24 protein-coding genes and 4 pseudogenes are annotated in these 26,368 nt (G+C 68.2%); 12 read left to right on the top strand and 16 right to left on the bottom strand.

Annotated features, from left to right (window positions below):
• Positions 1-138: 138 nt before the first annotated feature.
• Positions 139-591: pseudogene (locus tag Pen02_RS43140) on the top strand (TerC family protein); the annotation flags it as partial.
• A 634-nt stretch (positions 592-1,225) separates the two neighbouring features.
• Here the strand turns inward: Pen02_RS43140 and Pen02_RS39885 are convergent.
• Positions 1,226-1,450, bottom strand: a complete 225-nt coding sequence (locus tag Pen02_RS39885) for a hypothetical protein (RefSeq protein WP_203871447.1) — start codon at positions 1,448-1,450, stop codon at positions 1,226-1,228.
• A 144-nt stretch (positions 1,451-1,594) separates the two neighbouring features.
• Positions 1,595-2,002, bottom strand: a complete 408-nt coding sequence (locus Pen02_RS39880) for a RidA family protein (protein WP_203871405.1) — start codon at positions 2,000-2,002, stop codon at positions 1,595-1,597.
• 69 nt (positions 2,003-2,071) lie between these two features.
• On the opposite strand from Pen02_RS39880, the gene Pen02_RS39875 reads away from it, so the two are divergent.
• Entirely contained in the window at positions 2,072-2,728 is a 657-nt protein-coding gene (locus Pen02_RS39875) for a TetR/AcrR family transcriptional regulator (protein WP_203871404.1), read from the top strand.
• Between the two features lie 37 nt (positions 2,729-2,765).
• Here Pen02_RS39875 and Pen02_RS39870 read toward each other — a convergent pair whose 3' ends face one another.
• Together Pen02_RS39870 and Pen02_RS39865 are read right to left on the bottom strand one after the other, a co-directional pair.
• Positions 2,766-3,572 (bottom strand): class I SAM-dependent methyltransferase, encoded by an 807-nt coding sequence (locus Pen02_RS39870; protein ID WP_203871403.1) that lies wholly within the window; start codon positions 3,570-3,572, stop codon positions 2,766-2,768.
• Positions 3,573-3,729: 157 nt separating this feature from the next.
• On the bottom strand, positions 3,730-5,019 hold the full coding sequence (locus Pen02_RS39865) for a hypothetical protein (RefSeq protein ID WP_203871402.1): 1,290 nt from the start codon (positions 5,017-5,019) through the stop codon (positions 3,730-3,732).
• Between the two features lie 211 nt (positions 5,020-5,230).
• On the opposite strand from Pen02_RS39865, the gene Pen02_RS39860 reads away from it, so the two are divergent.
• Entirely contained in the window at positions 5,231-6,412 is a 1,182-nt protein-coding gene (locus Pen02_RS39860; RefSeq protein WP_239142006.1) for a sensor histidine kinase, read from the top strand.
• Positions 6,409-7,089 carry a response regulator gene (locus Pen02_RS39855; protein ID WP_203871400.1) on the top strand — a complete coding sequence of 227 codons (681 nt, stop codon included), beginning with the start codon at positions 6,409-6,411 and terminating at the stop codon, positions 7,087-7,089. The genes Pen02_RS39860 and Pen02_RS39855 overlap by 4 nt, the downstream gene beginning before the upstream one ends.
• Positions 7,090-7,355: 266 nt before the next feature.
• On the opposite strand, the gene Pen02_RS39850 is transcribed toward Pen02_RS39855, so the two are convergent.
• Together Pen02_RS39850 and Pen02_RS39845 are read right to left on the bottom strand one after the other, a co-directional pair.
• The gene (locus Pen02_RS39850; protein WP_203871399.1) at positions 7,356-8,903 is read right to left on the bottom strand and encodes an Ig-like domain repeat protein; all 1,548 of its coding nucleotides are present in this window, start codon (positions 8,901-8,903) and stop codon (positions 7,356-7,358) included.
• 215 nt (positions 8,904-9,118) lie between these two features.
• Positions 9,119-10,366 (bottom strand): hypothetical protein, encoded by a 1,248-nt coding sequence (locus Pen02_RS39845; protein ID WP_203871398.1) that lies wholly within the window; start codon positions 10,364-10,366, stop codon positions 9,119-9,121.
• A gap of 277 nt (positions 10,367-10,643) precedes the next feature.
• Between Pen02_RS39845 and Pen02_RS39840 the strand changes: the two genes are divergently transcribed.
• A complete protein-coding gene (locus tag Pen02_RS39840; RefSeq protein WP_203871397.1) occupies positions 10,644-11,954 on the top strand; it encodes an ROK family transcriptional regulator in 1,311 nt (436 codons plus the stop codon).
• 253 nt (positions 11,955-12,207) lie between these two features.
• Here the strand turns inward: Pen02_RS39840 and Pen02_RS39835 are convergent, their stop codons facing one another.
• Complete coding sequence (locus Pen02_RS39835) at positions 12,208-14,868, bottom strand: right-handed parallel beta-helix repeat-containing protein (RefSeq protein ID WP_203871396.1); 2,661 nt, start codon at positions 14,866-14,868, stop codon at positions 12,208-12,210.
• A 74-nt stretch (positions 14,869-14,942) separates the two neighbouring features.
• Between Pen02_RS39835 and Pen02_RS39830 the strand changes: the two genes are divergently transcribed.
• The 3 genes from Pen02_RS39830 (at position 14,943) to Pen02_RS39820 (ending at position 16,387) form a co-directional block, all read left to right on the top strand.
• Positions 14,943-15,287: a hypothetical protein gene (locus Pen02_RS39830; RefSeq protein ID WP_203871395.1), complete on the top strand. Its 345-nt coding sequence runs from the start codon at positions 14,943-14,945 to the stop codon at positions 15,285-15,287.
• A 2-nt stretch (positions 15,288-15,289) separates the two neighbouring features.
• On the top strand, positions 15,290-15,520 hold the full coding sequence (locus Pen02_RS39825; RefSeq protein ID WP_203871394.1) for a hypothetical protein: 231 nt from the start codon (positions 15,290-15,292) through the stop codon (positions 15,518-15,520).
• A gap of 303 nt (positions 15,521-15,823) precedes the next feature.
• Positions 15,824-16,387: a DUF4240 domain-containing protein gene (locus Pen02_RS39820; protein ID WP_203871393.1), complete on the top strand. Its 564-nt coding sequence runs from the start codon at positions 15,824-15,826 to the stop codon at positions 16,385-16,387.
• Between the two features lie 186 nt (positions 16,388-16,573).
• Here the strand turns inward: Pen02_RS39820 and Pen02_RS43135 are convergent, their stop codons facing one another.
• The 5 genes and pseudogenes from Pen02_RS43135 to Pen02_RS39800 all read right to left on the bottom strand — a co-directional run bounded on the left by Pen02_RS43135 (position 16,574) and on the right by Pen02_RS39800 (position 18,445).
• Positions 16,574-16,708 carry a hypothetical protein gene (locus Pen02_RS43135; protein ID WP_372445765.1) on the bottom strand — a complete coding sequence of 45 codons (135 nt, stop codon included), beginning with the start codon at positions 16,706-16,708 and terminating at the stop codon, positions 16,574-16,576.
• A gap of 56 nt (positions 16,709-16,764) precedes the next feature.
• Positions 16,765-16,944 (bottom strand): annotated as a pseudogene (locus tag Pen02_RS39815) (transposase); the annotation flags it as partial.
• Between the two features lie 312 nt (positions 16,945-17,256).
• Positions 17,257-17,685, bottom strand: coding sequence for a YybH family protein (locus Pen02_RS39810; RefSeq protein WP_203871391.1), 429 nt, complete (start codon positions 17,683-17,685; stop codon positions 17,257-17,259).
• The gene (locus Pen02_RS39805; RefSeq protein ID WP_203871390.1) at positions 17,685-18,125 is read right to left on the bottom strand and encodes an SRPBCC domain-containing protein; all 441 of its coding nucleotides are present in this window, start codon (positions 18,123-18,125) and stop codon (positions 17,685-17,687) included. Before Pen02_RS39805 ends, Pen02_RS39810 begins: the two co-directional genes overlap by 1 nt.
• Positions 18,122-18,445 (bottom strand): ArsR/SmtB family transcription factor, encoded by a 324-nt coding sequence (locus tag Pen02_RS39800; RefSeq protein ID WP_239142001.1) that lies wholly within the window; start codon positions 18,443-18,445, stop codon positions 18,122-18,124. Before Pen02_RS39800 ends, Pen02_RS39805 begins: the two co-directional genes overlap by 4 nt.
• 1,029 nt (positions 18,446-19,474) lie before the next feature.
• Between Pen02_RS39800 and Pen02_RS43130 the strand changes: the two genes are divergently transcribed.
• Both Pen02_RS43130 and Pen02_RS39790 read left to right on the top strand, forming a co-directional pair.
• Positions 19,475-19,594 (top strand): peptidoglycan-binding domain-containing protein, encoded by a 120-nt coding sequence (locus Pen02_RS43130; protein WP_203871441.1) that lies wholly within the window; start codon positions 19,475-19,477, stop codon positions 19,592-19,594.
• 602 nt (positions 19,595-20,196) lie between these two features.
• Positions 20,197-20,670 (top strand): LamG domain-containing protein, encoded by a 474-nt coding sequence (locus Pen02_RS39790; RefSeq protein ID WP_203871440.1) that lies wholly within the window; start codon positions 20,197-20,199, stop codon positions 20,668-20,670.
• 253 nt (positions 20,671-20,923) lie between these two features.
• Here Pen02_RS39790 and Pen02_RS39785 read toward each other — a convergent pair.
• A pseudogene (locus Pen02_RS39785) lies at positions 20,924-21,082 on the bottom strand (transposase); the annotation flags it as partial.
• Positions 21,083-21,418: 336 nt separating this feature from the next.
• A complete protein-coding gene (locus tag Pen02_RS39780) occupies positions 21,419-22,120 on the bottom strand; it encodes a hypothetical protein (protein ID WP_203871389.1) in 702 nt (233 codons plus the stop codon).
• Here Pen02_RS39780 and Pen02_RS39775 point away from each other — a divergent pair.
• On the top strand, positions 22,114-22,899 hold the full coding sequence (locus Pen02_RS39775; protein ID WP_203871388.1) for a transposase: 786 nt from the start codon (positions 22,114-22,116) through the stop codon (positions 22,897-22,899). The two genes, Pen02_RS39780 and Pen02_RS39775, sit on opposite strands and share 7 nt — an antisense overlap.
• Positions 22,900-23,453: 554 nt before the next feature.
• On the opposite strand, the gene Pen02_RS39770 is transcribed toward Pen02_RS39775, so the two are convergent.
• Positions 23,454-24,452 carry a quinone oxidoreductase family protein gene (locus tag Pen02_RS39770; RefSeq protein ID WP_203871387.1) on the bottom strand — a complete coding sequence of 333 codons (999 nt, stop codon included), beginning with the start codon at positions 24,450-24,452 and terminating at the stop codon, positions 23,454-23,456.
• Between the two features lie 85 nt (positions 24,453-24,537).
• On the opposite strand from Pen02_RS39770, the gene Pen02_RS39765 reads away from it, so the two are divergent.
• Entirely contained in the window at positions 24,538-24,960 is a 423-nt protein-coding gene (locus Pen02_RS39765; protein WP_203871386.1) for a MarR family winged helix-turn-helix transcriptional regulator, read from the top strand.
• A gap of 111 nt (positions 24,961-25,071) precedes the next feature.
• Here Pen02_RS39765 and Pen02_RS39760 read toward each other — a convergent pair.
• Positions 25,072-26,259, bottom strand: a pseudogene (locus Pen02_RS39760) (ISL3 family transposase); the annotation flags it as partial.
• Positions 26,260-26,368: the final 109 nt, after the last annotated feature.

Here is a 26,368-nt window from a genome sequence, read left to right as displayed (position 1 = left end):
AGAGCAGAACAGGAGTCGCGCCCAGCGGCGAAGACCCTATGGTCGATGGGAGTGCGTTCCTGGCGTACCCGGGACGGCGGGCGAATCAACCCGTCGCGACGGTCGGCCGGACGCCGGCAGGTGAGTTCTGCGCCGGCCGGCCGGCTGACCGAGTACAACCTGTCGGTGGACAACCTGTTCGTCTTTGTGATCATCATCGGATGGTTCGCGGATGCCGCGGACGTACCAGCGGCAGGTGTTGCTGATCGGCGTCACCTGGCGCCGGTGATGCCGGGAGCGCCCTCATCGCGGCGGGCGCGGCGCCGATCTCCCAGCTTGCCTGGGTGTTCTACCTCTTCGCCGCGTTCCTGATCTACACCCCGATCGGCCCTGCGGCAGGACCACCGTAACGGCCGATACACGACAGTCAACGGCGATGGGCGGCCGATGTTCACCCAGCTGTTCCTCGTGACGGTCGCGATCGATGCGACCGACCTCATCTTCGCGTTCGACTCGATCCCGGTCATCTTTGGCATCACCGGGGAGCCCTACCTGGTCTTCGGGCCAACGTGTTCGCGGTGGGCCCTGCGTCAGCTCTACTTCCTGTTCGGCCTGCTCGGCGGCGGACCGGCCGGGCTGGGTCGTGAGGCGATCACTGCGGCCAGGGCGGCGACTTCCGGAAAGATCGCGGCCATGAACAGCGACCGCCGGTAGCCGTCTGGCATGAGCAGGTCGAGGCGCTGTTCCCAGCGTCGCCAGAGGGGTGGTGTGGTGAGCTGAATCGCAGGTCCAGGCAGATTCGGGTCGCCGTTTCATCCTCAACGGCGACCACGGCACTGATTTGGCCACCGTCGCCCGCCTCGAAGTCGCGCTCGGCACGGACCTGTATCCGGCGGGTCTGCATCGGCAGCTACCTGCCACGGGCACATCCGCCTCCGGCGACGCCTAGCAGGTGCGGAAGTGGCGGGCCCGGCGTTTGCGGTTGGACCCGGACCCGCCGACCGCAGACCGTACTACAACCGCGGTCCGCCATACCCATCCGACCTGGGCGCATCCAAAACTCAGCCAATCCGACGGGATTCGCCATGCGCTCTCGGCGGCCGCGCGCGGGTGCGTGGTGGTGGGTGGGCACGAGCGGCGATGGCGGCGCAGGCGGGGTGGCGAACCGGGTCGTCACCCGTTTGCCACGTGATCTTCGATCCGGCCCGAGGTTGGAGACTGCGCCCCGATTCTGGACGTCCTCGTTTCATGACCGCCGCCCGCCGAACTGCCAGTTGTGCACCTCGATGTCGGCGTACCGGTGCGGGGTCAGGATGGCACGGGCGGTGTCCGGGTTCGGTGCCCGGACCAGTGCCGCGGTCCCCAGCCAGGCGGCGTCGGTGTCGGACAGCAGCGGCCCGTACGCGATCAGCTCGTCCGCGTCCGGCGGCACGGCAAGATCGGCGGCCTGTCCGGTGCCGCGGCCCAGCACCAGGTACCGGATTCTCCACCGATATGGACGGCAGTCACATGGCTCCCGTTCGGGTGGCCGCGCACGAACGGCGGCATGAGCGTACGGAGGTGGTCCTTTTCTGCGTCGGAGTCCGTGCTGCGGTTGGTCTCTGGGGCGCAGGTGTCAGTCGATGACGGCAGTGGCCTCCACCTCGACCAACAGGTCGGGCTCGCCCAGCGCGGAGACACCCAGGAGGGTGATCGGCTTGACGGGGTCAACCCCCAGCTGCGCGGCCGCCCTGGCCACGCCTTCGCCCAGCAACGGCATCTTGTCAGGTGACCAGTCGACGATGTAGATGGTCAGCTTGGCCACGTCGTCGAACGAGCCACCGATCCCAGCCAGGGCCGTGCCGATATTGAGATATGCCTGCTCGACCTGGGTGGCCAGATCTCCGTCGCCGACCGGGCTCCCATCGGCATCGCGAGCCACCTGCCCTGCCAGAAACACCAGCCTCGATCCGGTGGCGATCGACAACTGCCGGTACACCTCGGGTTTCGGCAGGCCGTCAGGGTTAACCAGTTGCACAGCCATGAACCTCTCCTTACAGCGAGGACACAAGATCGATCATCTAAACATATCATCGCTATGTATTGTGGTGCCATGGTCAGAACAAAAGACCCCGCTGTTCGCACCCTGCTGATCGAGCGGGCCGCACAGATGCTGCGCGCCCGGGAGCCGGTCACCCTGCGCTCGCTCGTCGCGGGTACCGGCGCGTCGACCATGGCCGTCTACACCTACTTCGGCGGGATGGACGGCTTGTGGCAGGCGACGCGTCAGGAGGGGTTCACCCGGCTGGCCGCCAAGCTCGAGGCGGTGCCGCTCTCAGCGGACCCGGTACGAGACCTTGCCGCCCTGGGGGCCGCATACCTGTCCAATGCCCTGACCAACCCCGACCTCTACCGGGTCATGTTCGACGCCGGCTTCGAGCTGGTGAATCCGGCAGCTGCGGACGCAACGCTGCACTCTCTGCAACACGCGATCGGGCGGGCCAAGGAAGTCGGACGGTTTCGCAGCGATGTAGACGCCCTAGTCCTGGCCACCCAAAGCTGGGCCGTCGGTCACGGACTGGTGTCCTTGGTGGCCACCGGGCCTCTGCCGCGCCAAGCACTCGACTATGGCGCGTCCATGCTCACGGCCCTGTTCATCGGCTGCGGCGACAACCCAGACACCTGCCGCCGGTCAGTCGAGCTTGGTTGGCACCCCGACCCTCACCACGAGACGACCCCGGCCCGCCAGCCTCCACCTGCCAGCACCTGACATCCGCCTTTCGGCTGCTTGTCCAGCCCTGCCCGCGTCACGCTGTCCCCGCCGAAGACGGTGTGGCCGTCAGGAGCAGGTACTCGAGCCCCAGCCGGACGCCACCGTCGTCGGCCACGCCACGGTCGCCAACGAACGAGCGCAGGTCTGCGCGCAACGCCTCCCACCGGCCCTGTGCCACGAGTCGATCCCGTTCGGCGACGACGTGCCCGGCGGTGTCGATGAGGAACTCGGTCGCCGCGTCGGCGCTGGTGAAGCGCAGATCCAACCGGTGCACGTCCGTCGACGTGATCCGGAGGTCGGCGGCAGCCAGGAGCGGGCCGACCAGCGCGCGGTCACCCCAGCGGCTCGGCGGGCCGCTCGCGGCCGGCGGCGGCGGTAGGTAGCCGCCGAGGACCTGCCCCAGGGCCGGCAACAGGCTGCCCGGTGTCCAGGCGGCCAGCAGCACGCGGCCTGCGGGGGCACACACCCGGCTCAGCTCTCGGGCCGCCGCATCGTGGTCGTTCGCGTACATGACGCCGAACACGGACAGGACCACTTCGGCCGAGTCGTCCGCAAGGGGCAGCCGGCACACGTCGCCGAGTCGCCAATCGACCGTCAGGCCGTCATCCGCGGCACGCCGCCGGGCCAACTCCAGCAGCGCGGGCTCGAAATCCACCCCTACGGTACGGGCTGCACGCTGTGCAGCCAGTATGGCGGCGTTGCCCGTACCGGTGGCCACATCGACCACCCGGTCATCCGGCCGTATCGCGGCGGCTGCCACCATCGCTTCGGCGACCGGCACCAACCGTCGCGCCATGGCCGGATAGTCGCCGGCGGCCCACGTGGTCACGGATGCACTCATCACGCCTCCCTCATCGCGGAAAGCGCCCTTGGATCCGAGGTACCCGGGTGAGCGTGGCGGACCTGGTCCGTCGCAGCGCCTCTCACTCCGGCATCGCCGACCCTAACTGGTCGGAATAGTTCGGCATACCCGTGCCTGAAGACGTTGTCGGCATTCCTCAGGCTGACCAGAGCCGGGCATGCAGAGACTCCAGCCCGGATTGGAGACCGCGACGCCGCCACAACCCGCTGCCCGAACTGCGCGAACGCTGTCCGTCAGCGGACTGCTGAGTGGTGGCGTGTGCGCACACGCGGCATTCGGGGCGCCGCCGGTACCAGTAGGCGAGGACGGCCGCGGCGAGCAGCGGCCCCCAGAGCGGGAAGGGCATCAGCAGGACCAGGAGATGGTCCGAGAGGTCGCTGCCGGCGCCGAAGGATTGTTGCACTAGCGAATGGCCGGCTATGCACATCATGAGGGACACGACCGAACCTGGTATCACCGCAGCGTAGACGGGTACGGGCCGACCGCCGAGAAACGGCAGCGAGCGTGGGAAGACCTCGCCGCGGGGCCGGATCAATCCGAGGGTCAGCCAGGTACCGCCCTCACCGGCGACCGCCAGGGCCAGTCCGAAAAGGCGGAGCCCGGGGTGTTCGGCGAGGGTCTCGGCGCTTTCACCGATGGGCCAGGGCGTCAGCCAACTCAGCCGGGTCAGCACGTACGGCAGTGGGCATAGCGCGGCGGACCAGGTCAGGATGCGACCCCACGATGCTGCGGAGGCTGGTGTCGTCCACGGAGCGCCTGGCCGTCCGCAGAACTGGCAGTGGCCGCGATGGTGCCGCAGGAGGCGTACCAGCACCGCGGCCCAGCAGGCGCCGACCGCCAAGGATCCGAACACGACCAGCGGCCGGTATCCAATTGGTTCAGCGTCGCGTGCGATGTAGCTCAACCACAACAGCAGTGTGATGAAGGCTGCTGCTCCGACGGCTATGCCACAGGCGCCCGCCGCGCTGTCATTGTCTGGTCTCGCGAGCCGAAACAGCCGCGTGGTCAGCGCGGCGACGATCACGGCGGGCACCGCCAGAGTCATCAGGTAGGCGGTGATGGTGAGCACCTGGATGTCAGGAACCAGAAACCCGAGCATCGTCGCGGCGACGGCCGCGACCGCGATGCCGCCGACCCGGATTGGTGCGCCAGCCCGGCCGCTGAGTAGCAGACCGGCCAGCGCCAGTCCGACGGCGCCGGCGCTCAGAGCGAGCGCGACAGCCGCGTCCGGAGGTACGAAGGTCATGAGGGAGAGATCCGCGAACCGGTCCTGTGGGCCGAACGGATAACTGCTCGGGTGGCCCCACCACAGGAACCCGACAGCGATCAGCAGTAGGGAGCCGACCAGGACACCGACCTCCGGCCAGCCGGCGATGTATCGATGGTGCCGTAACGCCGGGGCGCCATCTGTCAACGCCTCGTCCATGATTGCCCTCCCTGGGGAGCCAGCCACGCACTTCGCGGCTGACGTCGTGACGCCAGGATCTCCAGGCACAGGGACCGGTCACCATCTGCCGATCGGTAGATACCGGCCGTCGGCGCGGCGCGGCTACGGTGAACCAGTGATCTCGCTGAACGCGCCGGGAGCCCACTTCGGGCGGTACCCCCGGGGACGTATGGCACGAGCGACCGTGGCGATGGCCACCTGCCTCGCTGTCGTCGTGCCGGTCGGCGTATGGGGGTCGTCCAGTCACTCACCGCTCGCCGTCGCCGCCGTGATGGCCGTTGCGACGCTCGCCGCGCATGCGGCGATGTGGCCGCGCACCCGTCATCTGTTCGGCGTGAGCACCGGCGTGCTGTCCATGCTGTCGCTCGGCACGGTGGGGCTGTGGCACCACGTCGGCGCTCCGATGCCAGCGGGGCCATGGCCCCTGCTGACCACCGCAGTCCTGATCGTCTACATCGCAGTGCTGTGCCGGATCGCGACGTCACGCATCTCTACCCTTACCGTCGCCGTGGCGATCGTCGCCGAGAGTGTGCTAGCCGTTCCGATCACCGGCGCCGCCGAGCTGGAATGGGGCGACCGCATCGCGGTCTGCGGTTTCTGGTCGCTGGCCGGGATCGCCGGCATTGCCGCCGGCCTGTACCTGCGCCGCCTCGACGAGGCTCGGGTGCGCGCGGTTGCCCAGGCCCGCCGGGCGCAGCGCGTCCAACTCGCTACCGATCTCCACGATTTCGTCGCCCATGACGTCAGCGCCATGGTGATCCAGGCGCAGGCCGCGCGAATCCTGCTCAACAAGCGTGCCGCCGACGTCGCGGACGTACTTGCGGCGATCGAAGGGGATGGTACCCGCGCGTTGAACGCCATGGATCGCACCATCCGGGTGCTACGGGAACTCGAGGATGTCGCCGCCGCAGCCCGCACGCCCTTGCCGGACGCCACCGAGCTGCCGGATCTGATCCAGCGATACGCGGCCGCTTGGGATGGACCCGTCACGGTCGCTATCGATCCGGGGCTCGAATTCTCGTTGCTGCCCGAAGCGAGCACGACCGTCTACCGCGTGGTTGTCGAAGCACTCACGAACGTGCGCCGACACGCCCCCCTCGGCGCAGCCGTTGACGTACGCCTGCACCGCAGCGTCGGCGGCGTCACCTTGGTCGTGACGAACAGATCCTGCGGGCCGCCTGCCGGTCGCCAAAGCTCTGTCCTGGTGCAGAGCCGACGCGATCCTGTGCGGCGTCACGGCGGCACCGGGCTGCGCGGCCTGGCCGAACGCGTAGAAATGCTCGGTGGCACGCTCGACTACGGGCCCCAATCACCGGCTGGGTGGCAGTTGCACGTGGACCTGCCCGCCGACGTGCTGCGGACAGCATCATGACGATCCGCGTGCTCATCGCCGATGATCAGGATTCCGTCCGCTTCGGGTTCCGCACCATCCTGCGCGCCGCCGAGGACATCGAGGTCGTCGCCGAGGCCGCCGACGGTGAGACGGCGTTGGCCCTGACTCAGCGGCTGCGGCCCGACGTCGTCATCGCCGACATCCGCATGCCCGGGATGGACGGCCTCGAACTAACGCGGAGACTTTGCGCAGCTGACGCTCCCATTACTGCTCGCGTCGTAGTAGCGACCGCCTACGACCTCGACGCCTACGTGCACACCGCGCTCCGCCACGGCGCCAGCGGATTCCTCGTCAAACACTCCGGGCCCGCCCTGCTCACCGAGGCAGTCCGTGCCGCAGTAGCCGGCGACGCGCTGATCAGCCCCACCGTGACGGTCCGGCTGCTGCGCAAGCTCGCCAGCACCACCACCGAGCCCACCCGCAAGCCGGAACCTGCGCTGTCCGACCGCGAGACGGAAATCGTCTCGCTGGTAGCTGACGGCCTGACCAACCCCGAGATCGGCGACAGGCTGTACATCACCACCGGCACCGTCAAGACCCATCTCACCAGCATCCAACGCAAGCTGAAGGTGCGAAATCGTGTCGGTATCGCTCACTGGGCATGGGAAACACGCACTCACACGCGGACGCCAGGAGTACCAGGCGAACAGCGCTAAGCTTTGCGGGTGACTCCGTAAGACCGACTGGATTCAAATTCGAGGATCGCTCCCTGGCGCTGGCGGAACCCGCGACGTGTAGCTACGCCGCTAAAGAGATGACCGAGGCATCCGACTCCGAGGTCGGCGCCGACGACCTCCTGCTGCGGCGATACCCCCCTGGCCGGCAGTCGCACCCCTTGATCGACTCTGAACAGCCCGCCCGCCCCAAGACGGCTCATGGTGGGCCGACGACGGGAGGTCGCCGGCCCACCGATGGTTGTCGACTACCGAACCGTCAGATGCTGGTGGACCGCCGCACTGGGAGCGTAGTTCCGGTCGCCCGAGTAGCCGACGTGGACCGGGTACACCCCTGCGGACAATCCGGTGGTCGGCAGGGTGACGACGGCCGAGCCGCCGGTCAGCGCGACCACCTGCGTGGCGCCGCCGAAGGTCACAGTGACCTCACCGGTCGCCTCCGGCGCCTTCTTCTGCTCGGACTGCGCCCGCACGTCGACGTTCAGCGTGAAGGTGTCGCCACCAACGACCGACGCGGGTGCGGCCTTCGCCTTCACCACGACCTCTGCCTTCCCCGCCCAGAGGTAGTCCCGGGCGAAGATCGTGAACAGCTGGCTCGCCGTCATCCCGTCGTGCGCACCGGGCACCTGGGTCGTCGCGGCGTCGTACCCGCGGGCCCTGAAGTTGTTCGCGATGGCGTCCTGGTTGTTGAGGTTGCCCTCGAAGATGCCGTTGCCGAGGAACACGAAGAGGTCATCGTTCCCGATTGCGGCCGCGACGTTGTCGTAGTCCTGCGTCGTGAGCGCCGGGTTACCCGAGAAGTGCCCGTAGTACGCGAACGTGGTCGGGTAGCCCCGGATGACGTGGGCACCCATCATCCCGCCGTACGAGAATCCGGCGTAGGCACGCCCTTCACGCGTGGTCGCGACGTTGTACCTCTGCTCGATGAGCGGAAGGATCGTCTGGACCAGGTTGTTGGCGGCGTTGGTCTGGTTGTAGGAGGCGAAGCCGAGGCTGGTGCCCGTGAAGTGGTTCCCCATGGTGACCACCACGGTGGGCTCGATCTCGCCCTTCGCCGTCATGTTGTCCAGGATGTTCGGGACGTTCGCCGGCACCATGAAGTCGGTCTCGTCACCGAAGATGCCGTGGGAGAGGTACGCCACCTTGTAGGGCTTTGGCCGCTTCGGGTTGTAACCCGCCGGCAGGTAGACGCCGAGGTAGTGTCCGCTGTCGCCGAGAATCGTGGTGTAGGGGATGTACGTGACGGTGCCCCGCTTCGCGCGGTTCGCGATCGGCAGTTCGTATTCCGCACGCTCCTTGAGCACCGGGTCGTTCTGCTTCTCGGCGTACGGCACGTACACGGCATCGAGCACGTCGTTGTTCCGGACCCGGAACGAGTCGCCAGCGGGGCGAGGCTTCGTCGAGGCGGGATCCCAGATGCGCTTGTTCGTCCAGCCCTGGGTCGGGTCCCAGACCCGGTACCAGTAGCTGATACCGCCGGCGTGCAGCGGGAGCGAGACCGACCAGTATCCATTCGAATCCTTGGTCATGTCCCGGAGGAACTCGGTACCGCCGGAGTGGTACCGCCCCGTCTGCCACTGTTCCGGCTGATACCGGGTGTTGCCGGTATTGAGGTCGAGCAGGGTCAGGTCCCCGGCAAGGCGGACCTGTGTGGCGTTGGCATTGCGGTAGACGAATTTGACGGTGTAGCCGGTCGGTGAGTTGCTGTCCGCCGTTACGGTGGCGCCCTCCACGATCGCGGACTCGGCTGCGACGGCGGCCGGCGCGGAGAGGACGGCGCCGGTACCGAGTGACATGAACGCGAGCAACGAGGCCGCACGGCTGAGTCTGCGTCTTTCCTTCAACATTGAGGACACTCCTCTGAGGTCTCTGCTATGGCCTTTGAAGGTCTCGGAACTGGCCAGTGCGAGATTCACGCCTGGCGGACCCACCGCCAACCAGCAGGCGGAACCCGCTGGTTGACGGCCGGGGGTCGGGTCGGGAGTCAGGGTCGGGGGTCAGTGAGGGAGCCTCACTGGGACAGCAGCCACCGCAGGATGGTCTTGTCCTCGTAGGTGGGCGCGGCGGCCAGGTGGCGGTCCGGCTCGTAGAACGCCGAGTCGGCGTACTCGGTGTACTTGACCAGCGCGTTCGACTGGGCGGGGGTCTTACCCAGGGCGATGTAGGCGTTCCAGATCCGGTTGTAGGAAGCCTGGCCGGTGGTGATGACGTTGAGCAGGTGGTCACCGGTGCCGTGGGTGATCCAGACCGGCGAACCGGAGTTGGCGATGGTGGCCGCCTGCGCCTCGCTGGCCCCGAAGCCGCCGGTGATCAGCGAACCGTCGAAGAGCCCGGGATGGCTGGTGAGGGCGGACCAGGCGAGCGTGGAGCCGTAGGAGACCGTGGAGTTGTAGATGCGGTCCTGGTCCACCGAGAACTCGCTGATGAACTTGTTCAGCAGTTCGATCATGACAGCGGCCTGGGCGTCCGGGGTGCCGATCCGCTGGTTCTGCGGGGCCAGGACGATGACCCTCTCCTTGGTGCCGGTCCACTTCTCCTGCTGCCAGGCGGTGGCGGGGATGTCGGCCGCGACCTGGACGCCCTCGTTGGAGCCGTTGTAGCCCATGCCGTGGCCGGGCAGGATCACCACGAGCGGGTACTTCTTGGCCGGGTCGTAGCCGTCGGGCAGGTGGTAGGCGTACGGGAGCAGCGTGCCGTTGGTCGACGTGTACCGCTTGTACACGAAGTCGTCGGCCAGGAGGTTGATCGCGGGCTGGGTGACGCCGCGCTCCTCCGTGGACCCCGGTGCCAGCGTGGGGCCATGACCTTGTCCGTTGCCGGGCTGGGCGTGGACGGCCTTCTCCTGGACGACCCGGGTCTGCAGGTCAGCGATGACCTTGACGTGGCGGCCGTCGGCCATCACGGTGTTGCCGCCCGGGTCCTTGGGGTCGAGTTCGATGATGACGTACTTGCCCGGGTCGGACTTCTTGTCGGCCTCGAGAGCGGGGGCATCGTTGGTGTATACAGCGGTGATGGTGCGGTTCGCCCGCTTCGTCGGGTCGGTGAGGTCCGACACCGGGTTGAAGCGGAAGTTGTAAAGGCTGTCCGAGACGGTGAAGGTGTCGCGGCTCAGGTCCCGCGGGTTCACCGTCGATGAGTACTCCACCGCGACGGCCGTGACCTTCTGACCGAAGGCGAGGACCTCCGTGATGGGGATGACGTTCCGGATCCCGTCACCACCCTCGCCGGGCGCTCCGGCGGCGCCGCTCGGTGCGATCAAGACGGTAGCGAGAGCGATGGCCGTCGCGCCTGCAAGGGATGTTCGCTTCGACACTGTTGTCCCTCCCGTCGGTGCGCACCCGCTTCGACGGGGGCGCATGTTTCAGGGATGTTATGCAACGGCCTAGACACAAGCAATAGACGAAACAATCCCAATCTGAGCGCTCTTTTATGGCAAAGTTGGTGTATATAACTGGCCTGGAGAGAAGGCATCCACGTGCAAGCATCAACCGATGGGTGGTAGCGCGATTTCTAGCCAAACCGCTATAACTAAGCGCGTGACAGCCACCCCAGACGTCGACCTCGACCGGCGTCCCAGCGGAACCGAGCGAGCCGTCCTCCGAGCCCTGTCCGACGGCCGACAACGCACCGTCGCCGAGGTCTGCGCCGAGCTTGCGGTGCCGCGCAGCAGTGTCGTGCACGCGCTGAACCGACTGCGGGCCCGCGGCGTCGTCATGGACCATCCGGCGCGGGGCTCGGCGCGGGGGCGACCGGCCCGCAGTTGGTCCCTTGCCGCGGCGCCGGGCCTGCTCGCCGTCATCGTGGCGGCGGCACACGGCGCCATCGCCGGCGTGGTCCGGCCGGACGGCGAGGTGCTGGCCGTCGTGGAGGGCGCGGAGGACTCCAGCGGCCCGGCGGAGGCGCTGGAACTGCTGGATCGCGCCCTCGCGGAGGCGGAGGTGACGCCGGCCGGCATCGAGCTAGCCGTCCTCGGACTACCCGGCCCCTCCCTGTTCGCCCGGGAGTCCGGCGGGGAACCGCTCGACGGGTCGCATCTGCGGCGGTTCCGGGACTGGGACGGGCGGCCCGCCGCGCACGTCGTGGGCGAGCATCTCGGTTGCCCCGTCTTCTGCGAGAACGACGCCAACCTGGCGGCCATCGGCGAGGCGTGCCACGGGAACGCGGCGGACACCGACACCACGCTCTACATCTCGCTCACCTACGGGACCGGTGCCGGTCTGGTCCTCAACGGCCGACTCCACCGTGGTGGTTCGCGGCTGGCCGGCGAAATCGGACACCTGCACGTGGATGACGGGGGGCAGCTGTGCGAGTGCGGCGCGCGGGGTTGCTTCTGGCAGACCATGAGCATTCCAGCCCTGCTCAGCGAACTGGCTATGGTCCACGGCCGGACCTTTACGGTGGGGGACCTCGACGCGGCGGCCATCTCCCGGGAGCTTGAGATCATGCGGGCGTTGCGGGGATTCGGCCGCACGCTCGGCCGCCGGGTGGCCGACCTCGTCGTGTTCCTCGATCCTCAGGCGATCGTGGTGGACTCCACCCTCGGCGCCGCGTCGCACGTCATCGCCGACGGCATCCGCGAGGCCGTCGACCAGTACACCCCGCCGACGATGGCAGCGTCGGTCCGGGTCTTGTCCGGATCCCTGGGCAGGTCCGCCCATGTGTTGGGAGCGGCGGCCCTGGCCCGGACGGAGAACCTCCTGCGGGCCGGCCGGAAGGTCGGGACCGGTGACGTATCGGGATGTGCTGGTCTCAATGGGCGTGCCGGTTCCCCCGCACCTGGTGGCGATGTCGGTCCAGGTAATACGGCCAACCTGGAGGCGGTAACAGGCGAGGATCTCAACCGCTGACCGAACGCCGTTTTCGGCGCACACGGCAGCCGGCACCGGCGGCTCCCTTGCACAACTGCGGACGCATGACATCGACGGACATCAAGTTATCGTGGCGAGCCATCAGGTACTGGGCGACGATCAGTTGCAGGTCGTCGTCGGGCTGAGAGAGGTGTGGCCGGTGGGGGCGGGTAGACGCTTGATGCTTGGATCGGTCGACGGCTGGAGGTGCAGGAGGCGCCGCCAAGTCGGCGCCTCCTGCCCACTGATCCGTCTAGGGAATCGGGATATACGAGTAGCCGTCGAGCAGCGCGTACTGTCCGCTCCGCTTCGTCATCGTCACCGTATGCGTCCCCGGCGACAGGTCCGCTTCAAAGACGGGAACATTCACGAACCGGGTCGGTGTCGCGGTGTCGACTGTGACGGCCGGGCCGCCGTCGACGGAGAACTCGACCAGTCCCTGGTCGCTGTTGCGTTCGCCGTGGATGCGCACCCTCGTGCCCGTGAACGTGATCGTCGCGGTGGCCCCGTTGGTCGTCGTGTAGAGGACATCGCCCTGATAGTCACCCTCGGAGCGGTTGCTTGAGAGGTTCCATCCGTTGGCTGTGACACTCGGGTGGGTTTCATTCACCCGCACCCAGGGATCGGGCTCGCCGAGGGAGATCGTTCGCCCTTCCAGTTCGTCAGGGACGATGACCTCGGCGAAGGTGGTGCCGACTCGACGCACGTTGAGCGGCTCGGCGGCTCCCGCGTAGACCTGCGTCGTATCGCTCAGCCCGCTGACGGCGAGGAGTACCCGCCCGTCGACCGCCCGGTCGGACACGAATCGAAGGCGCTCTTGTGCGACTGCGGAGAGCTCGGCCCAAGCCGGTTCGAGGCCAGCTGTCGAGATGATCGACTCAGGTACGTCCGCCAGCGAAGGCCGCTCCGGAATGACCGTGTTTCCCTCGACAGTGAGTGCGAGTGCCGGCGGCGAGCACGGGTAGTAGCCGATCTGGCCGGCGAAGTAGTTGCCCGTCGTCCACAGGTACCCGGCCGGCGAGCACCCGCCCTGGGATGCCCCGACCGTGTTCATTGCGACATTGCCCTCCCAGCGGATGAACTGCGCCCCCGCGTCGTCGTAATACGTGAAGTTCGCGTGGCCGTCGCTGAAGGCGACGTTGCCGGTGGCGAGCATCCCGTTCTCCAGCGTCGCGTCGATGTCGAGCGATCCGTCCGGGGAGTACACGTACTGGGCCTGGTGGCCCTCGAGGTAGATCGCCCCGCCGTCGTGCAGATCCTGCATGTAGTTGTAGAGCAAGTTGTGGCTGATCTCGTTGCGCGCGTTCACGTTCTGGTTGCGTTCGGGAGCGCGGGCGTCGGTCGCGTGCCCCTGGACGATGCCGCCGGTGATCGCCGTGTAGGGCGTGTCGAAGATCTCGTTGTGCACGAGATCCAGGTCTTGACCGAAGAGTACGGTGACTCCAGGCGCCGCCTTGTAGTCGCGTCCGACAGCGTGGATCACGTTGTTCGCGACACGGGTGTCGCGCACGATCTCGTTGGCTCCGATAACGTCCCTGGCGACAGCATCGGGGTCGGGCGTGCAATTGTCCTTGATGCCCTGGTGCGTCGACGCGTCCAACGGTTGCGGGTCGAACGTACACCCGAGGTAGATGCCCGTGCTCGAGGTGTCCGTGATGTGGTTACCCTCGACGAGTGTATGTTGCGCGCCGTAGCGGATGCTGAGTCCTGCTCCGCCCAAGGCGCGGAACGTGTTCCCGACGAATGCGATGTTGCTGCTGGCGCTCACGTCGATGTTTCCGAGCGGCTGCGTCAACGCACCGTACGGGCAGGTTCCCGCAGGCGAGGTGACCGTGCACTTGCCCTGGTTCGGTGCGCCTGTAATGTGCAGGTTCGACTGCACCTCGGCGAAGCCCGTGTGCGAAGGCGAAAGCCAGGTCGCGTACGAGAACTGGATGCCCTCGAAGCGGATGTCGTGCACCGGCCGCGACAGGGTGCCAGCGACGGTCATCAGGCGTTCGAGGTGCGGCAGGGTGATGTCGACATCCTTAATGTCCTGTCCGTCCGGCAGGGCGTAGTAGAGCTTGTGCGCGGCCTCGTCCAGGTACCACTCACCCGAGGAGAGCAATGACGGGTGGTTCTCGACCGAGGTCGGGATGGTGGAGGTCGACATGTTCGGAAGTCCGCCGCTTTCGATGGCGGCGCGATCCGGTCGTTTCGTCATGCCATCCCAGCACACCGGTCGCATGGTGACCGTGGTCGCAGTCTCGCCGGGGACCACGGAGTCGACGAGGCAGCGGGACTGGGTCCAGGGACCGGTCTTTCCGCTGTAAACGAACTCCACGCCGGCGGCGGAGCCGAGGCTCTCGAGCCAGGCCCGCGCGTTCGACTCGGTGACCGAGTAGCCGGTGGAACTTCCACGCCATCCGTTCGTGAAGCCGATCTCGGCCGCACTGGCCTGTGCGATCGGCGCCCAGGCGCCGTCGACGTAGACCTGGCGGGTCGCGCTGCCTTTCGGAACGCGGGCGACCCACACGCCCCGCTCCGCATCGCTTAGCGACCACCCGGTAACGCGCGTGCCACCAGAGAGCACGACGCTCCCGGGCTGCTCCGCCCGCCACACGACGGGAGCGCCTTCAACGCCCGAGTCTGCGGCCGAGAACGCAAGCGTGCGCTCGAGGTCGTATCGCCCACTCGAAATCGTGACCGTGACGGACTTGCCTGCGGACACCAGCCGCCTCGCCCGAAACTGCGCGTCCTCGAGGGTGCAGGGCGCCGCCGCTGTGCAGCCCCTGCCTTTGCCGTCGACGGAGACGAACAGCTCCTTGTCGCTCGATGCCGAGGCGGGGGTCGCCGCGCCGAGCAACCCGACGGTGAGGAGAAATGATGCGCTGAGCACCCCCGCGACTCTGGATAGCATCGGATGTTTCATCATCACGTAGCTCCATCACTCTCGTAACATGCAGGCTACCGTGCGGAAACCTTCTTGAAGACATACTGATACATCCGATGTCTGAGCGCAAGATCACAGCGTCGACGGCCCGCCTGATCTGGCCCTGGCACGAAGTTCGTGATCGCTGCTGCGGCCTGGCGGTTACTCGGCGAGGGTCGGCGGCGGCGGCGGAGGAGGTCGAAGTTCGCTCGGCGGCGCCCTGGTTGAAGCCTGTGATGATTCTCGAGGAGAAGTGGCCGATCCTGGTTCGCCATGAGCGCGCGGGCGAGTGGTTGCGGGTATGGGTCGATCTGGGGCGTGCGGCTCGGACGATCGACGCGTATGCCCGGGGCCTGGCCGAGTTCCTCGAGGTGTGCGAGGGGCCGGGGTTGATCCGGTTCGGGCGTCGCGGGCGGACGTAGCGGTGTTCGTCCGGGTGTTGACGTCGCGGCCGGGCCGGCACGGCGCGAACGTGGTGTCGATCGACTCCGGCTCGGGGCTGGCGAACCGACGTCTGCAGCAGCGGCTGGTGCCGGTGCGGCTGTTCCTCGACTATCTGATCGAGGAGGGTGGGCGTGAGTCGAACCCGGTCGGTCGGGGCCGAAATACCCCCGCCGGTTCGGTGGGCAGCAGCGCGGGCTGGTGCCGAGGCTGACGAAGCTGCCGTGGATCCCGACCGAGCCGCAATGGCTGGCATTGCTGACGGCGTTCCGCGCCGAGTCGGCCCGGAACCGGTTGATGCTCGCGCTGGCGTATGACGTGGCGCTGCCGGCTGGTGCTGTGCTGGCGGATCTTCGGCCGCGACCGCGTCGATGGTGAGCTCGGCCGGCTCCGCCGGGTGCTGGGTGGCTGGGGCTATCAGCTCGGCCGTCCCGAGGACCCGTTGCTGCCGTTGACAGTTGCGCAGCTGATGCTGGCCAACGGCAGCCCGCACCTACGGCGCCGATAGGTTACCGCCGTGACAATCGATGATTTCTGGGACCTCATCCGCCGGTCCGCAACCGCGACGAGTGAGCACGACCGCACGGCATGGCTCACCGAGCGCCTCGCACGGCTGCCCGCAGCGCAGATCATCGAGTTCGAACTGCATCTGACGACCCAGCGACGACGCGCCGACACGCGACTGATGTGGGGCGCCGCCTGGTACATCATGCAGGGCTGGTGTTCCGGTGACAGCTTCTGGTACTTCCAGCCGTGGCTGGTAGGCCTGGGCCGCGACGTGTTCGATCGGGTAGCCGCCCACCCCGATGCCCTAGCCCAGCTCCCGCAAGTCCGCCGTCTCGCCGGTCGTGCGAGATCCGAGTGGTCCGACGACGAATGGCCGCAATGGGAACTACTCAACTACGTCGCGGTCAACGCCTACCAGCACGCCACCGGCCAAGAAGACGGGCTCGATCAAGCGCTTGAAGCCCGAGGCCACTACCGCGTCTGCGACGCTGCCCCCGAAGACGAGCCCTGGGACTATGACGACCCCGAACAGCGCCGGGCGAGATTTCCACGCCTCACCGAGCTGATCGGCTGAAAGCCGCCCACAACGAATCGATCGACTCGGATTCCGCAGAATGACCTTGGTGTTGACGCCTTCGATCGGCCCGTTGCTGTAGGGCAGGGTCAGACCGGCCACGACGGCGGGCAGATCCATGCACAGACCGTGGACGAATCCGTGCAGGGCGGGGATGGTGTGTCGGCAGATTAGCGGGTCTGGTCATCAGCCACGAGACCAGCCGGCGCGGCGACGGTGGTTGCGCACCGCGTCCGCGCGGCCCTGGTTGAGGTAGCGGACCAGCAGGTTCGCGCTGCCGGTATAGCCGAGTTCGCGGATTTCAGCGAACAGTCGAGTCACCGCCGTGCCGGGTCTCGCGGTAACGCGGCGGGCGTTTCAGATCGTCGGCGGACGGTGATCCGGCGGCGGCGCAGATACGTGCGGTTCGCCTTCGAGGCGTAGGCCTTGTCAGCCGCGACCGCGTCGGGGCGGGTACGGGGCCGGCCGGCCGTGCCCGGAACACGGATCCTGTCCAGGAGGGTCGGGAGTTGCGGGCGATCCCCGGCCTGGCCCGGGGTGAGGACGAACACGAGGGGCAGCCCGGCGGTGCCGCGCCTGGTCCGGCTGATGCTCTCCGACAGCTCTGAGCCCCGCCTGGCCGGGGCCTTCAGGGCTGTAGCACGTGCAGGTGGGGATCCGGATGCGCCGGTGGCGGGCGCTCGGCAGATTCTGGCCGCGCTGCCGGTCTCGTGCGCGCCGGAACTGCCGATGCGGGTGCTGGCCGCGTTCGGTCCCGGCGCGGCCGCCGCCGTACCGGAACTCGTCGCCAGGCTCGACGGGGCCGAGAACGACACCCCGGACTGGACGTTCTACGTCCTGGAACAGATCGGCCCCGCCGCCGCGAGTCATCAGAGCTCACCGCGAAGCACGGCGTGGCCGGTGTCGGCGTCGAAGGGCACCGACGCGTGCTCGTGCACGATCGTCCAGGCGTCGCCCTGCCGGCGGAGGCAGGTCGTCGCGCGCACCCACATGCCGACCTCGGTGCCGTCCCGCATCGTGCCGCTGATCCGGACCAGGAAGTGACAGAACGCGAGATCGGCTCCGGCGGTGACTTCCAGGTCCCGGATCTCGTGCCCGATCCCCGTGCGGTACGACGCGATCCACCTCTCCAACCGGCCGGTCGGGTCCTCGCCGCGGCGGACGAACGAGCCGACCACGTCGTACAGCACGAGATCGTCGTCGTAGCCGGCGGCCGCAGTGGCGGCGTCCCGCCGGCCGAACGCCCGGGTGCGGGTCTCCAGTATCGCCCGGACCTGCCGTTCGCCGTCCGCCGTCATCACTGGACCACCTGACGGCCGAGCGCGTCGAGCCAGTCGCCGGTGCCCTGCTCGCGCCACTCGGGCCGTTCCTGGTCGTCCAGGAAGGTTCCCTGTTCGGTGAGCACCAGGCGGGTCCCGTCGCCTTCGCGGGCGAATTGCACGGTGGTCAGCGACACGGTCGACAGGAATCTGCCTGTGAACAGAGCCGTGGTGTAAACGATGCGCTCGTCGGGGACGATGTCGTGGTACTCGCTCCTCGCAATGAGGTCAGCCCCACCGAGGCTGTGCACGGCCTCGGTGCCGCCGACTCGGAAGTCCAGCGAGTAGCGTCCGTCGCCGGCCGCGAACCACCTCGCCTTCGTATCACGGTCGGACCAGGCCGCGAAGACCGCGCCGGGCGAGGCGGCGTAGGTCCGCTCCAGCGTGAACGTGCTGTGTTTCACCGAGTGGTCGGTCATGATCCTGGCTCCTTCTTCTGGTCGTCGAGGACCGCGCCGAGGCGGTCCAGGCGGTGCTCCCACGCCGTGCGCTGGCGCTGCAACCACGCCTCGGCGTTGCGGAGGCCGGCCGGATCGATCTGGCAGGTGCGTACCCGCCCGGCCTTCTCCGACCGCACCAACTCGCTGTCCTGCAGCACCTGGAGATGCTGGACTGTCGCGGCGACGGTCACCCCGAGATGGGCGGCCAGCTCACTCACCGTCGCCGGACCGCGGGTCAGACGCTCGATCACCGCCCGCCTGTTCGCGTCCGCGAGCGCGTGGAACACGCGGTCCGCCACCCCTCCTTCACGCTTAAGCATGAACTTAACCGTAGTCGGCGAGCCCGAAAAGTCAAGTGGCGGCTTAAGTTTTCCGGTCCGCCCAGACCAACGCTGGCGAGTCCGGGTGGTTGAATGCCTGCTGGCCAGCACGCATGGGCCAAAGCGCTGCAACGCCGACGCGCTGACCACCGCGTGTCGACGGCAATGAACGCTCGCAGCAGCCTCCCGGCTCAGTAGTTCTCGCCGACAACGTTTTGAAGACAGAACCGCCCGCAATCCGCACAACACTCGCAGAGAAGGCAGTATGAAGCGCCCGTTGGTACCCGAGCCCGCATCGAGGCCTCGTCGCTGTGGCGGCTCATCGCTGATCACTCCTCGGTTTCGGTGACGGGCGCCGCACCGGAGCGGACGGCCGAGCCGGCGGCGGGGACGGGTCGGTACGGACGGCGGTCGGACCCATCGAGGTCGCACCGGTTGCCGGGGACGGCTTCGCCGCCGGGGGCGGTGGCGGGGACGGAACCCCCGACCGGGGGCCGTCCGGGGACGGCGGTACGGACGGGGCCGGTGAACGGGGCCGTGCTGGTGGCCGGTGCCCGCCGGGCGGCGGCGGTGTTCACAACCGCCGAGGTGCCCGCGTTCGTGGCGGCTTGCCCGTTCGGGGTGGCATGCCTTGCCGCTGTGGGCCGCGTTGCCGGGGTTGAGGCGCGTCGTGGCCTGCCGGCTGCCGGTGCGGCCGGAGCTGCGGAGAACACCGGTGTGACCGGGGCAGGTGGCCGGCGCGGAGCGGTCTGCGGCGCTGGTGCGGCCGAGAACGCCACCGCCGGTGCCGGGCCGCCGCGCGGGGGGTTCGGTGCCGTGGCGGTGGCGTCACTGAAGGCGACCCGTGCCGGTGGCGCGGCTGGGGACGGTGGACTCGGCTGAGGTGGGGCCGGGTGGGAGAACGGCGGGGCCGGGACGCCGCCGGAGGGCGGTGCGGATGGTTCAGTCTCGTCAGGCGGGGAGGCGTCGCCGCCACAATCTGCGGCTCTACCGGCTGGCAGTGGACGCATTTTCGGTCCTGACACCGAGGGTGCGGTCAGAGACTTCCAGACGTGGTGCGCCCGTCCTGCCGACGGGATGATCGGCACGACCACGTGGAACGCGCTGCACGGAAGCTGCAACAGGTGAGAAAGACACCGCCGGCCACCCGCTGAGGCCGAGCGAGCCGTTGGGGCGGCTGTGCCCGGTCCGGGTCAGCCCTCGGCCAGTCGCTTTCCGGCGAACGGGAGCGACGGCCGGGGGCTGCTGGCCCTGCCCGGCGCGGTCAGGGGGCTGCGGGGTGGGGAAACCTGCGTGGGCAGGCGTTCCTGTGCCGGGCCCGGCGCTGACCTGCGGATTAGCTGATCCCTTACCGCCTGGCCATACGGTTGCGACGCACCATTGTCCCCGCTGGGTGGGTGACGTCGCGGCGATGCGACTCGACCGCCGGTCGACGACGTACAGGTCTGGGACCGGGTCGTGGTCGACCTGCAACCGGAGAACCAGGACGACCGCCCGGAGACCTGGCAATTGGCCAACCGGCCGGGCGCGCCGGCCGGGCGGTGGGCGCTGGACGAGACCACCGGGACCGCGGTGCTCGACGCGTCCGGGCTCGGCGCCCACGGCACGCTGACCAGCGACCCGGCGACGGTGTGGCAGCAGCCCGGCACGGCGGTGCTGAACGGCGCCGGTGAGCGGATCACGACCACCGGGCCGGTGATCCGGGCCGACCGCAGCTTCACGGTCGCCGCCTGGGCCCGGATCGCCGGTACGCCGCCCGGCCCGACCGGCTACTACCAGGCTGTCCTCGGTCAGGCCGGTACCGGCGCAGCGGTTTCTATCTCGAAGCCTCGGCGGACACCAACGGGATTCCGCGCTGGTCGGTCGGCATGCGCACCGCCGACGCCGACGCCGGCACCACCATCACCCGGGCCTACTCCCCGGACCCGGTGGTGCCCGGTGAGTGGACCCACGTGGCGGGCAGCTACGACCACACCCGCAAGCTCCTCACGCTCTACCTCGACGGGCAGTTCATGCGGGAAGTCCCGTTCACCGCCGCCTGGCACGCCCCGGGGCCGCTGACCATCGGAGCGGCGCAGGTCGGCGGGGCACCGGGCATGTTCTGGGCGGGCGAACTCGACGATGTCCACGTCTTCGCGGGCGTACTCGCCCGATACGAGATCGCGGCCGTCCGGGCGGGTATCGGCCTTCCGGCGTCGCCCTGACGCCGCGCCGCCGCCTTGGCTGCCGGCGGCCTGCGGCGAGGTCCTGCGATCGAAGACCCCGAACCTGGTCGAACAACAGATGCGGGGACTGCTGCTGGCCCACTACGCCATTCGAGCCCTGTTGGTCGACGTCGCCGATCCGGCCGGCTACGACCCGGACCGCATGTCGTTCATACAGGGCGTCCGGGTCGTCCGCCGCCAGGTCACCGACCAGGCGGCCATCACCCCTGAGCGCCTGAACGCCGCTGTGGCCGACACCATCGCCGGACTCCTGCGTCAGCACGCTCATCCAGAACTTGGCGCCCTCACCACCGGTGCCGGCCCACGGGCCGAGGATGTCCTTCCTCCCGTCGAGGGTGACGCCGATCGCGGCGTAGAACGGCCTGTTCGCGACCTGCCCGTCCCGCATCCGCGGGCCGCCGAGGGAGTTGCGAGATGCGCGCCAGCTTGGGTTGGGCCCGTTCTGCCAGCGGTGCGCAACGTACGCCTCGCCTGGGCCAAGCGTGACGAGCTCCAGTCGGCCGTCGGGGGTTGACGCCAACCACCGGCGGCGCGCCTGCCCTGTCGCCGAGCGTAGCCCAGTCGCTCCAGTTGTCCGTCGTGTCCCAGCTCAGATACATCTGATCGAAGCCGCCGAAGCGGAGCTTCGTCTCGTGGCGAGACGTGTCACGTTGCCCGGGACCCTTGTCGTCGTCTCGGTTACAGGTTCCGCCGTCCAGACTGCTTAACTTCGATCGGGCAGTGCCGGCTACCCCTCTGCCGAGAGTGCCTCGCCGCGTCGGCGCAGCATCGCCAGTCCCGGGATGCCGGCGATGGCGAGCTTCAGGTCGCGGGTCACGTCGAGAAGGTCGTGGATGTCCGGGCCAACTCGGTCCAGGGTTGCCAGGATCGGCAGTACGTCCGAGGTGAGATGCCCGGTCAGCCGGGGTAGTTCGTCGATCAGCCGGATCGCCGCGTCGACCTCCTCCGGAGTGAGTTGCTCGACGAACCGGTTCGCCATCGGCGCGCCCTTGCGTAGCGTGTCGGCGTACGCAGCGAGCAGCCCGTCGACGGTGCTCATGGTCTTCTCGGCGGCAGCCATGGTGGCGGCTGCCCGGTCGGCGACCTTCTTCGCGTCGGTGACCACCAATCCGGCCGCCGAGGTGATCCGGGTCGCCTCGTCGACCGGGATCACGGCGCGGGAGGTGACCGACTGCACCTGTTCGACCGTCTTCTCCGCCACGTCGACGATCTGATCGGTGCGGTTCAGCGTGGATTCGACGTGTGTGAGAACGGATTCCACCCGGTCCAGCACGGTGGCGATCCGACGTACCAATGCCTCGGCGCTGTCGAGCACGTCGAGGGCGCGGGCGGGTAGGCCGGCGAGGGTGTTTGGGGCGCCGGTGGTCTGGTCGATGGTGTTTCTGGTGAGGCGGAGGAGGGCCGAGGGGTGGGGAAGGGGGAGTGCCATGCCGCCATTGTGCGTCGGGCGGGCCGAGCCGGCCGGAACGGACGATCATCGGGACAGGAGCCGCCGAACTTTTCCTGTGCCTTGACGATGTCAGCGCAGCAGCGCAGCAGCGTGGCGGGGGTGCGGGAGAACGCGGGCCAGCGCTCGCGGGGCAGAAGTCGGGACAGGGCGCGCCAGCAGGAACCGGTCCTGCTGGCGCGGCTCGGAGCGGTGAACCTGGGACCAAGGACCGGCGACCTGGTCGTGCAGCACGAGTAGCTCGCCGTCCTTGGCGTGTCCTTACGAGCGATCGGGATCGTGGTCGGCGTTGGGGGAGCAGATCGGAAGCTAGGTCGTGTTTCAAAGCTCCTAGGGTCATCGTCACTGACACCACATGCCTGCTGATCAGCGTCGCGGTGCTGGCGGCCTCATGGCAGGACCGCGACGGTGGTAAGACCGCCCTGCTTGGCATGTATCTAGCCAGCCCGGTCCGACACGTCTTCACTGATCAAGGGTTTGCCGGCCGGTTCGTCGACTGGGCCCCCGACACGCTCACCACCGTCGTGATCGTGCGTAAACCCGCCGAGCAGCGTGGCTTTGCCGTCCATCCTCGCCGTTGGGTGGTGGAGAGAACCCTGGCCTGGCTCACCGCCCATCGCCGGCTGGCCCGTGACTACGAGCGCCACCCCGAGGTCTCCGAGGCCATCATCCGCTGGGCTGCCATCAACGGCATACTCCGCCGGATCACCCGCGGCGAACCTGCCCACCGTCAACTCCGCCGCACCTTCACCTGGACCTGATCGACGCAGCATCCGGACCGGGCCGCAGGTGAGCGAGCTGAACGGCCTTTTGTGTAAACGATATGAGGTCGGCCCGCACATTCAACTCCGCTGCATCGGCAAGGGATGTAAGCACCGGGTGAGACCGCTTCAGAAGCTCACCGTCCGGCCCCTTGACCGCGTGGCTCACCGAGCTTCACGGGCCGTCAGAGTCGCCGTTGTTCCCGACCAGCACGGGAACAACGGCGACCCGGGCGGCGGCCGCAATGCTTCGGTCACCCGACACCTCGTGATCGCGGTCCAGACGCTGCCCGACCGAGCCTGGGCGGAAAGAACGGCACCCCGCACACGCTGCGACACACCTGCTCGATGAGCTCCCGAACGCCGGGATCGACACCGCCAGCAACGCGTTCTGGCTCGGCCACGCCACCGTCCAAACGACCCAGTCCCATCGTCACGCTGACCTGGAACTGAAACGCCGGACCGCGAAGGACCTCGACCGCTACCAGCGTGCCAGGAAGGCTAAGCGGCGTTGATACCGTTGGCAGCCGAAGCGTCGAACCGCTTGTTGCGTTCTATCCGACCTCGAGGGCCAGCTTCCCGACATAGTGATCGCTGAGCGTGCGATGCGCCTCCTTGACCCGCTCGAACGGGAAGGTCCGGGCGACGTGGACCTCAAAGGAGCTCGCCTCGATGATTGCGTTCAGCCGATCGGTGCCGGCACGGCTTACATCCCCGTCGTAGTAGGATACCTGCGCGCCCGGCGGGGTCACAGGCACGGGCATGACACCGTTCGGCCAGGCGATCCGTCCCGACTTCTTGACCGCGCGAAGAGACCGTTCGGCAGTCTCGCCGCCCGCGGTGACCAGAGCCGCATCGAGCCCGCCTGGTGCGAACTCGAGTGCCGCCGCCAACACATCCTCCTTTCGACCGTTGACGACGTCGTCGGCGCCCAACCGCCGGGCCAGGGCGACACCATCGTCACCAGAGGCCACGGCCAACACTCGGAGGCCGCTGTACCGCGCCAGCTGCACGGCCATGTGCCCGACGCCTCCGCTGGCTCCGAAGACCATGAGCGTTTCGTCCGGCCGCAGACCGAGCAGATCGAGGCCACTCAGTGCGGTCAGGGCATCCCAAGGCATCACGCCGGCCTGTTCGGTCGGCAGCCGGTCGGGCACATGCGCCACGAACTCCGCCTCAACGACACCGTACTCAGCGTAAAAGCCGCCACGCTTCACCGGCATCGTCGAAGCGTAGACACGATCACCCACATCGAACCGAGTGACATCGCGTCCGACCGCGGCCACCGTGCCCGCCGCGTCCCAGCCAAGAACATAGGGGAAGGTCGACGCGACGCCGAAAACGCCGTCGTAGCCCCCCTCCCGCTCGAACGCGTCCCAGGACGCGACCCCTGCGAACTCCACCCGGATGAGAACGTCGTCGTCGCCGACCTCCGGGAGCGGTACCCGGCGCGACGAGAGTTCGTCGACGCCGCCGAACCGGTCAAGGACGACCGCGTTCATCTGCGGCACCACGATCGTGCCGCCCGCTGCGCGCTCGACTCGGCTATCCATCGGCCCTCCTTATTGCTTGAGTGAATCAAGGATATTGGACCACAGCTATTTGAGTGAATCAAGTAACTGTTCTAGGCTAGGAGCCATGGCACTGCCGAACGGACCCGTAACCACCTCGTCCGAAGCCGAGGCCGTCCTGTTCGACCTGGTCGACGTATACGACCGCGCCTACGAGGCAGCCGCAGCCGAGCTGTCGCTCAGCCCCGCGCAGGCATGTGTACTCGGGCGACTCGATGAGCGACGCGGCATGGGCGCCCTGGCAGAGGAGCTCGGCTGCGATGCGTCCAACATCACCCAGATCGTCGCGCGTCTCGAAGCGCTCGGCCTCGTAACCCGCGAACCGAACCCCCAGGACCGCCGCGCACGACTCCTCACGCGAACGCCCCGAGGAGACGAGATCAACCACCGGTTCGCAACAGCCTTCACCTTCGCCCGCACGGCGGTCGGACGACTCTCACCCGACGAACAGGACCAGTTGACGGCACTGCTGCGCAAAGCACTGGGCTGACAGGCACCCGCAGCCCCACCCCATCAAAGTGGACCTCAGCGGCTTCATGCGTGCTGGGGACTGTCCGATTAAGGGCTCTGTCTCACATTCGGTGGTGACAGTGGGTGCTGGTTAGCCGAGCAGGATGCGGTGTCGTAGGAGGGCGAAGCCGGCGCGTCCGTACATTTGCCGCTTGATCAGTTTGGTCTTGGTGTTCACACCTTCAGTGCCGCCGTTGTGGAAGGGGTGGGTCAGGGCGGCGTTGACGGCGTCGCGGTCGAGGCCGAGTCCGCAGGTGAACGTGTGCAGGTGGGGCAGGTCGATGGTCTTGATCTCGGCGATCCACGAGTCGAGGCGGACGTCGTTGCCGGCTGCGGGCGTGAGTAGCGCGGCGAAAGAGCCGATGACGCCGGCCAGCGCGGTCATCTGCGGGCAGGCGCCGGTAAGGGCGTCGACGAGCGTGCGCTGGTGTTCTTTGAGCTGGTCGGGCGCGGTCAGGAGATAGCGGGTCAGACGCCTGGGCGACAGAGCAGGGCGGTCGGCTTCGACCCGGCCTTGGGTGATGTAGCGGTAGAGCAGGTTCATGCTGCCGGTGTAGCCCTGCTCTTTGATCTCGGCGAGGAGTTGAGTGGCGCCGACGGCAGGATCTTGCTCCCGGCGGCGGCGCAGGTGCTCACGGTAGGGGTCAACGAGGGTGGGCCGGTACTGCGGCGCGCGGACCAGGCGTTCGGGTTCACTGATGCGGGCGTAGCGTTTGACGGGGTTGAGGCCGAGGTTGAGCCGTCGGGCGCATTCCAGCAGGCCAACACCCTTGTCGAGCAGGTCGTGGATCTGCTGCCATCGCTGCCGGGTGGTCACGGACCGTTTGCCTTCCTGCGGCGGCGGGCCGGCGGTGGCCCAGCACGAGATGTGGGCGGTGACCTCCTTGCGCACGGCCTCGGCGAGGTTGTGCCACAGATGCCAGCGATCCGCGACCTGCAACGCGCCGGGCAGGGCGCGGCGGACCGCTTCGGCGTAGGCGCCGGAGGAGTCCCGGCACACCACCTCGACGCCGGGGTGCTCACGCAGCCACGTTTCCAACGTTGCGGCCCTGCGGTCGGGCAGCACATCGATGCGCTCACGGGTGACCGCGTCGATCAGGATCGTGGCGTAACGCTGACGTCGCCGCAACGCGAAGTCGTCGACACCGAGCACGCGGGGCACCTGCCGCTCGGGCAGCGGTATGCGCAGCAACGTCCGCAGGGCGGTGTGCCGGGACACGGCCACCGCCAGGGCTGACGACACCCGGGCGCCGGCGCGGCCGGCCAACTGCCGCACCACTGGCTTTGGAGGTCTCCACCAGCACCGCTTGTAGGTCAGTGCTGACACCACCCGGACCAGGAGGGCACCCTAGTGTTGGTGGGAGTTGACACCACCCTGGCGGGCGCGC

Source organism: Plantactinospora endophytica (genome assembly GCF_016862915.1).
Taxonomy (GTDB): Bacteria; Actinomycetota; Actinomycetes; order Mycobacteriales; family Micromonosporaceae; genus Plantactinospora; species Plantactinospora endophytica.
Note: the sequence above shows the minus strand (reverse complement) of the source record. Positions and strands in the feature narration are given on the sequence as shown.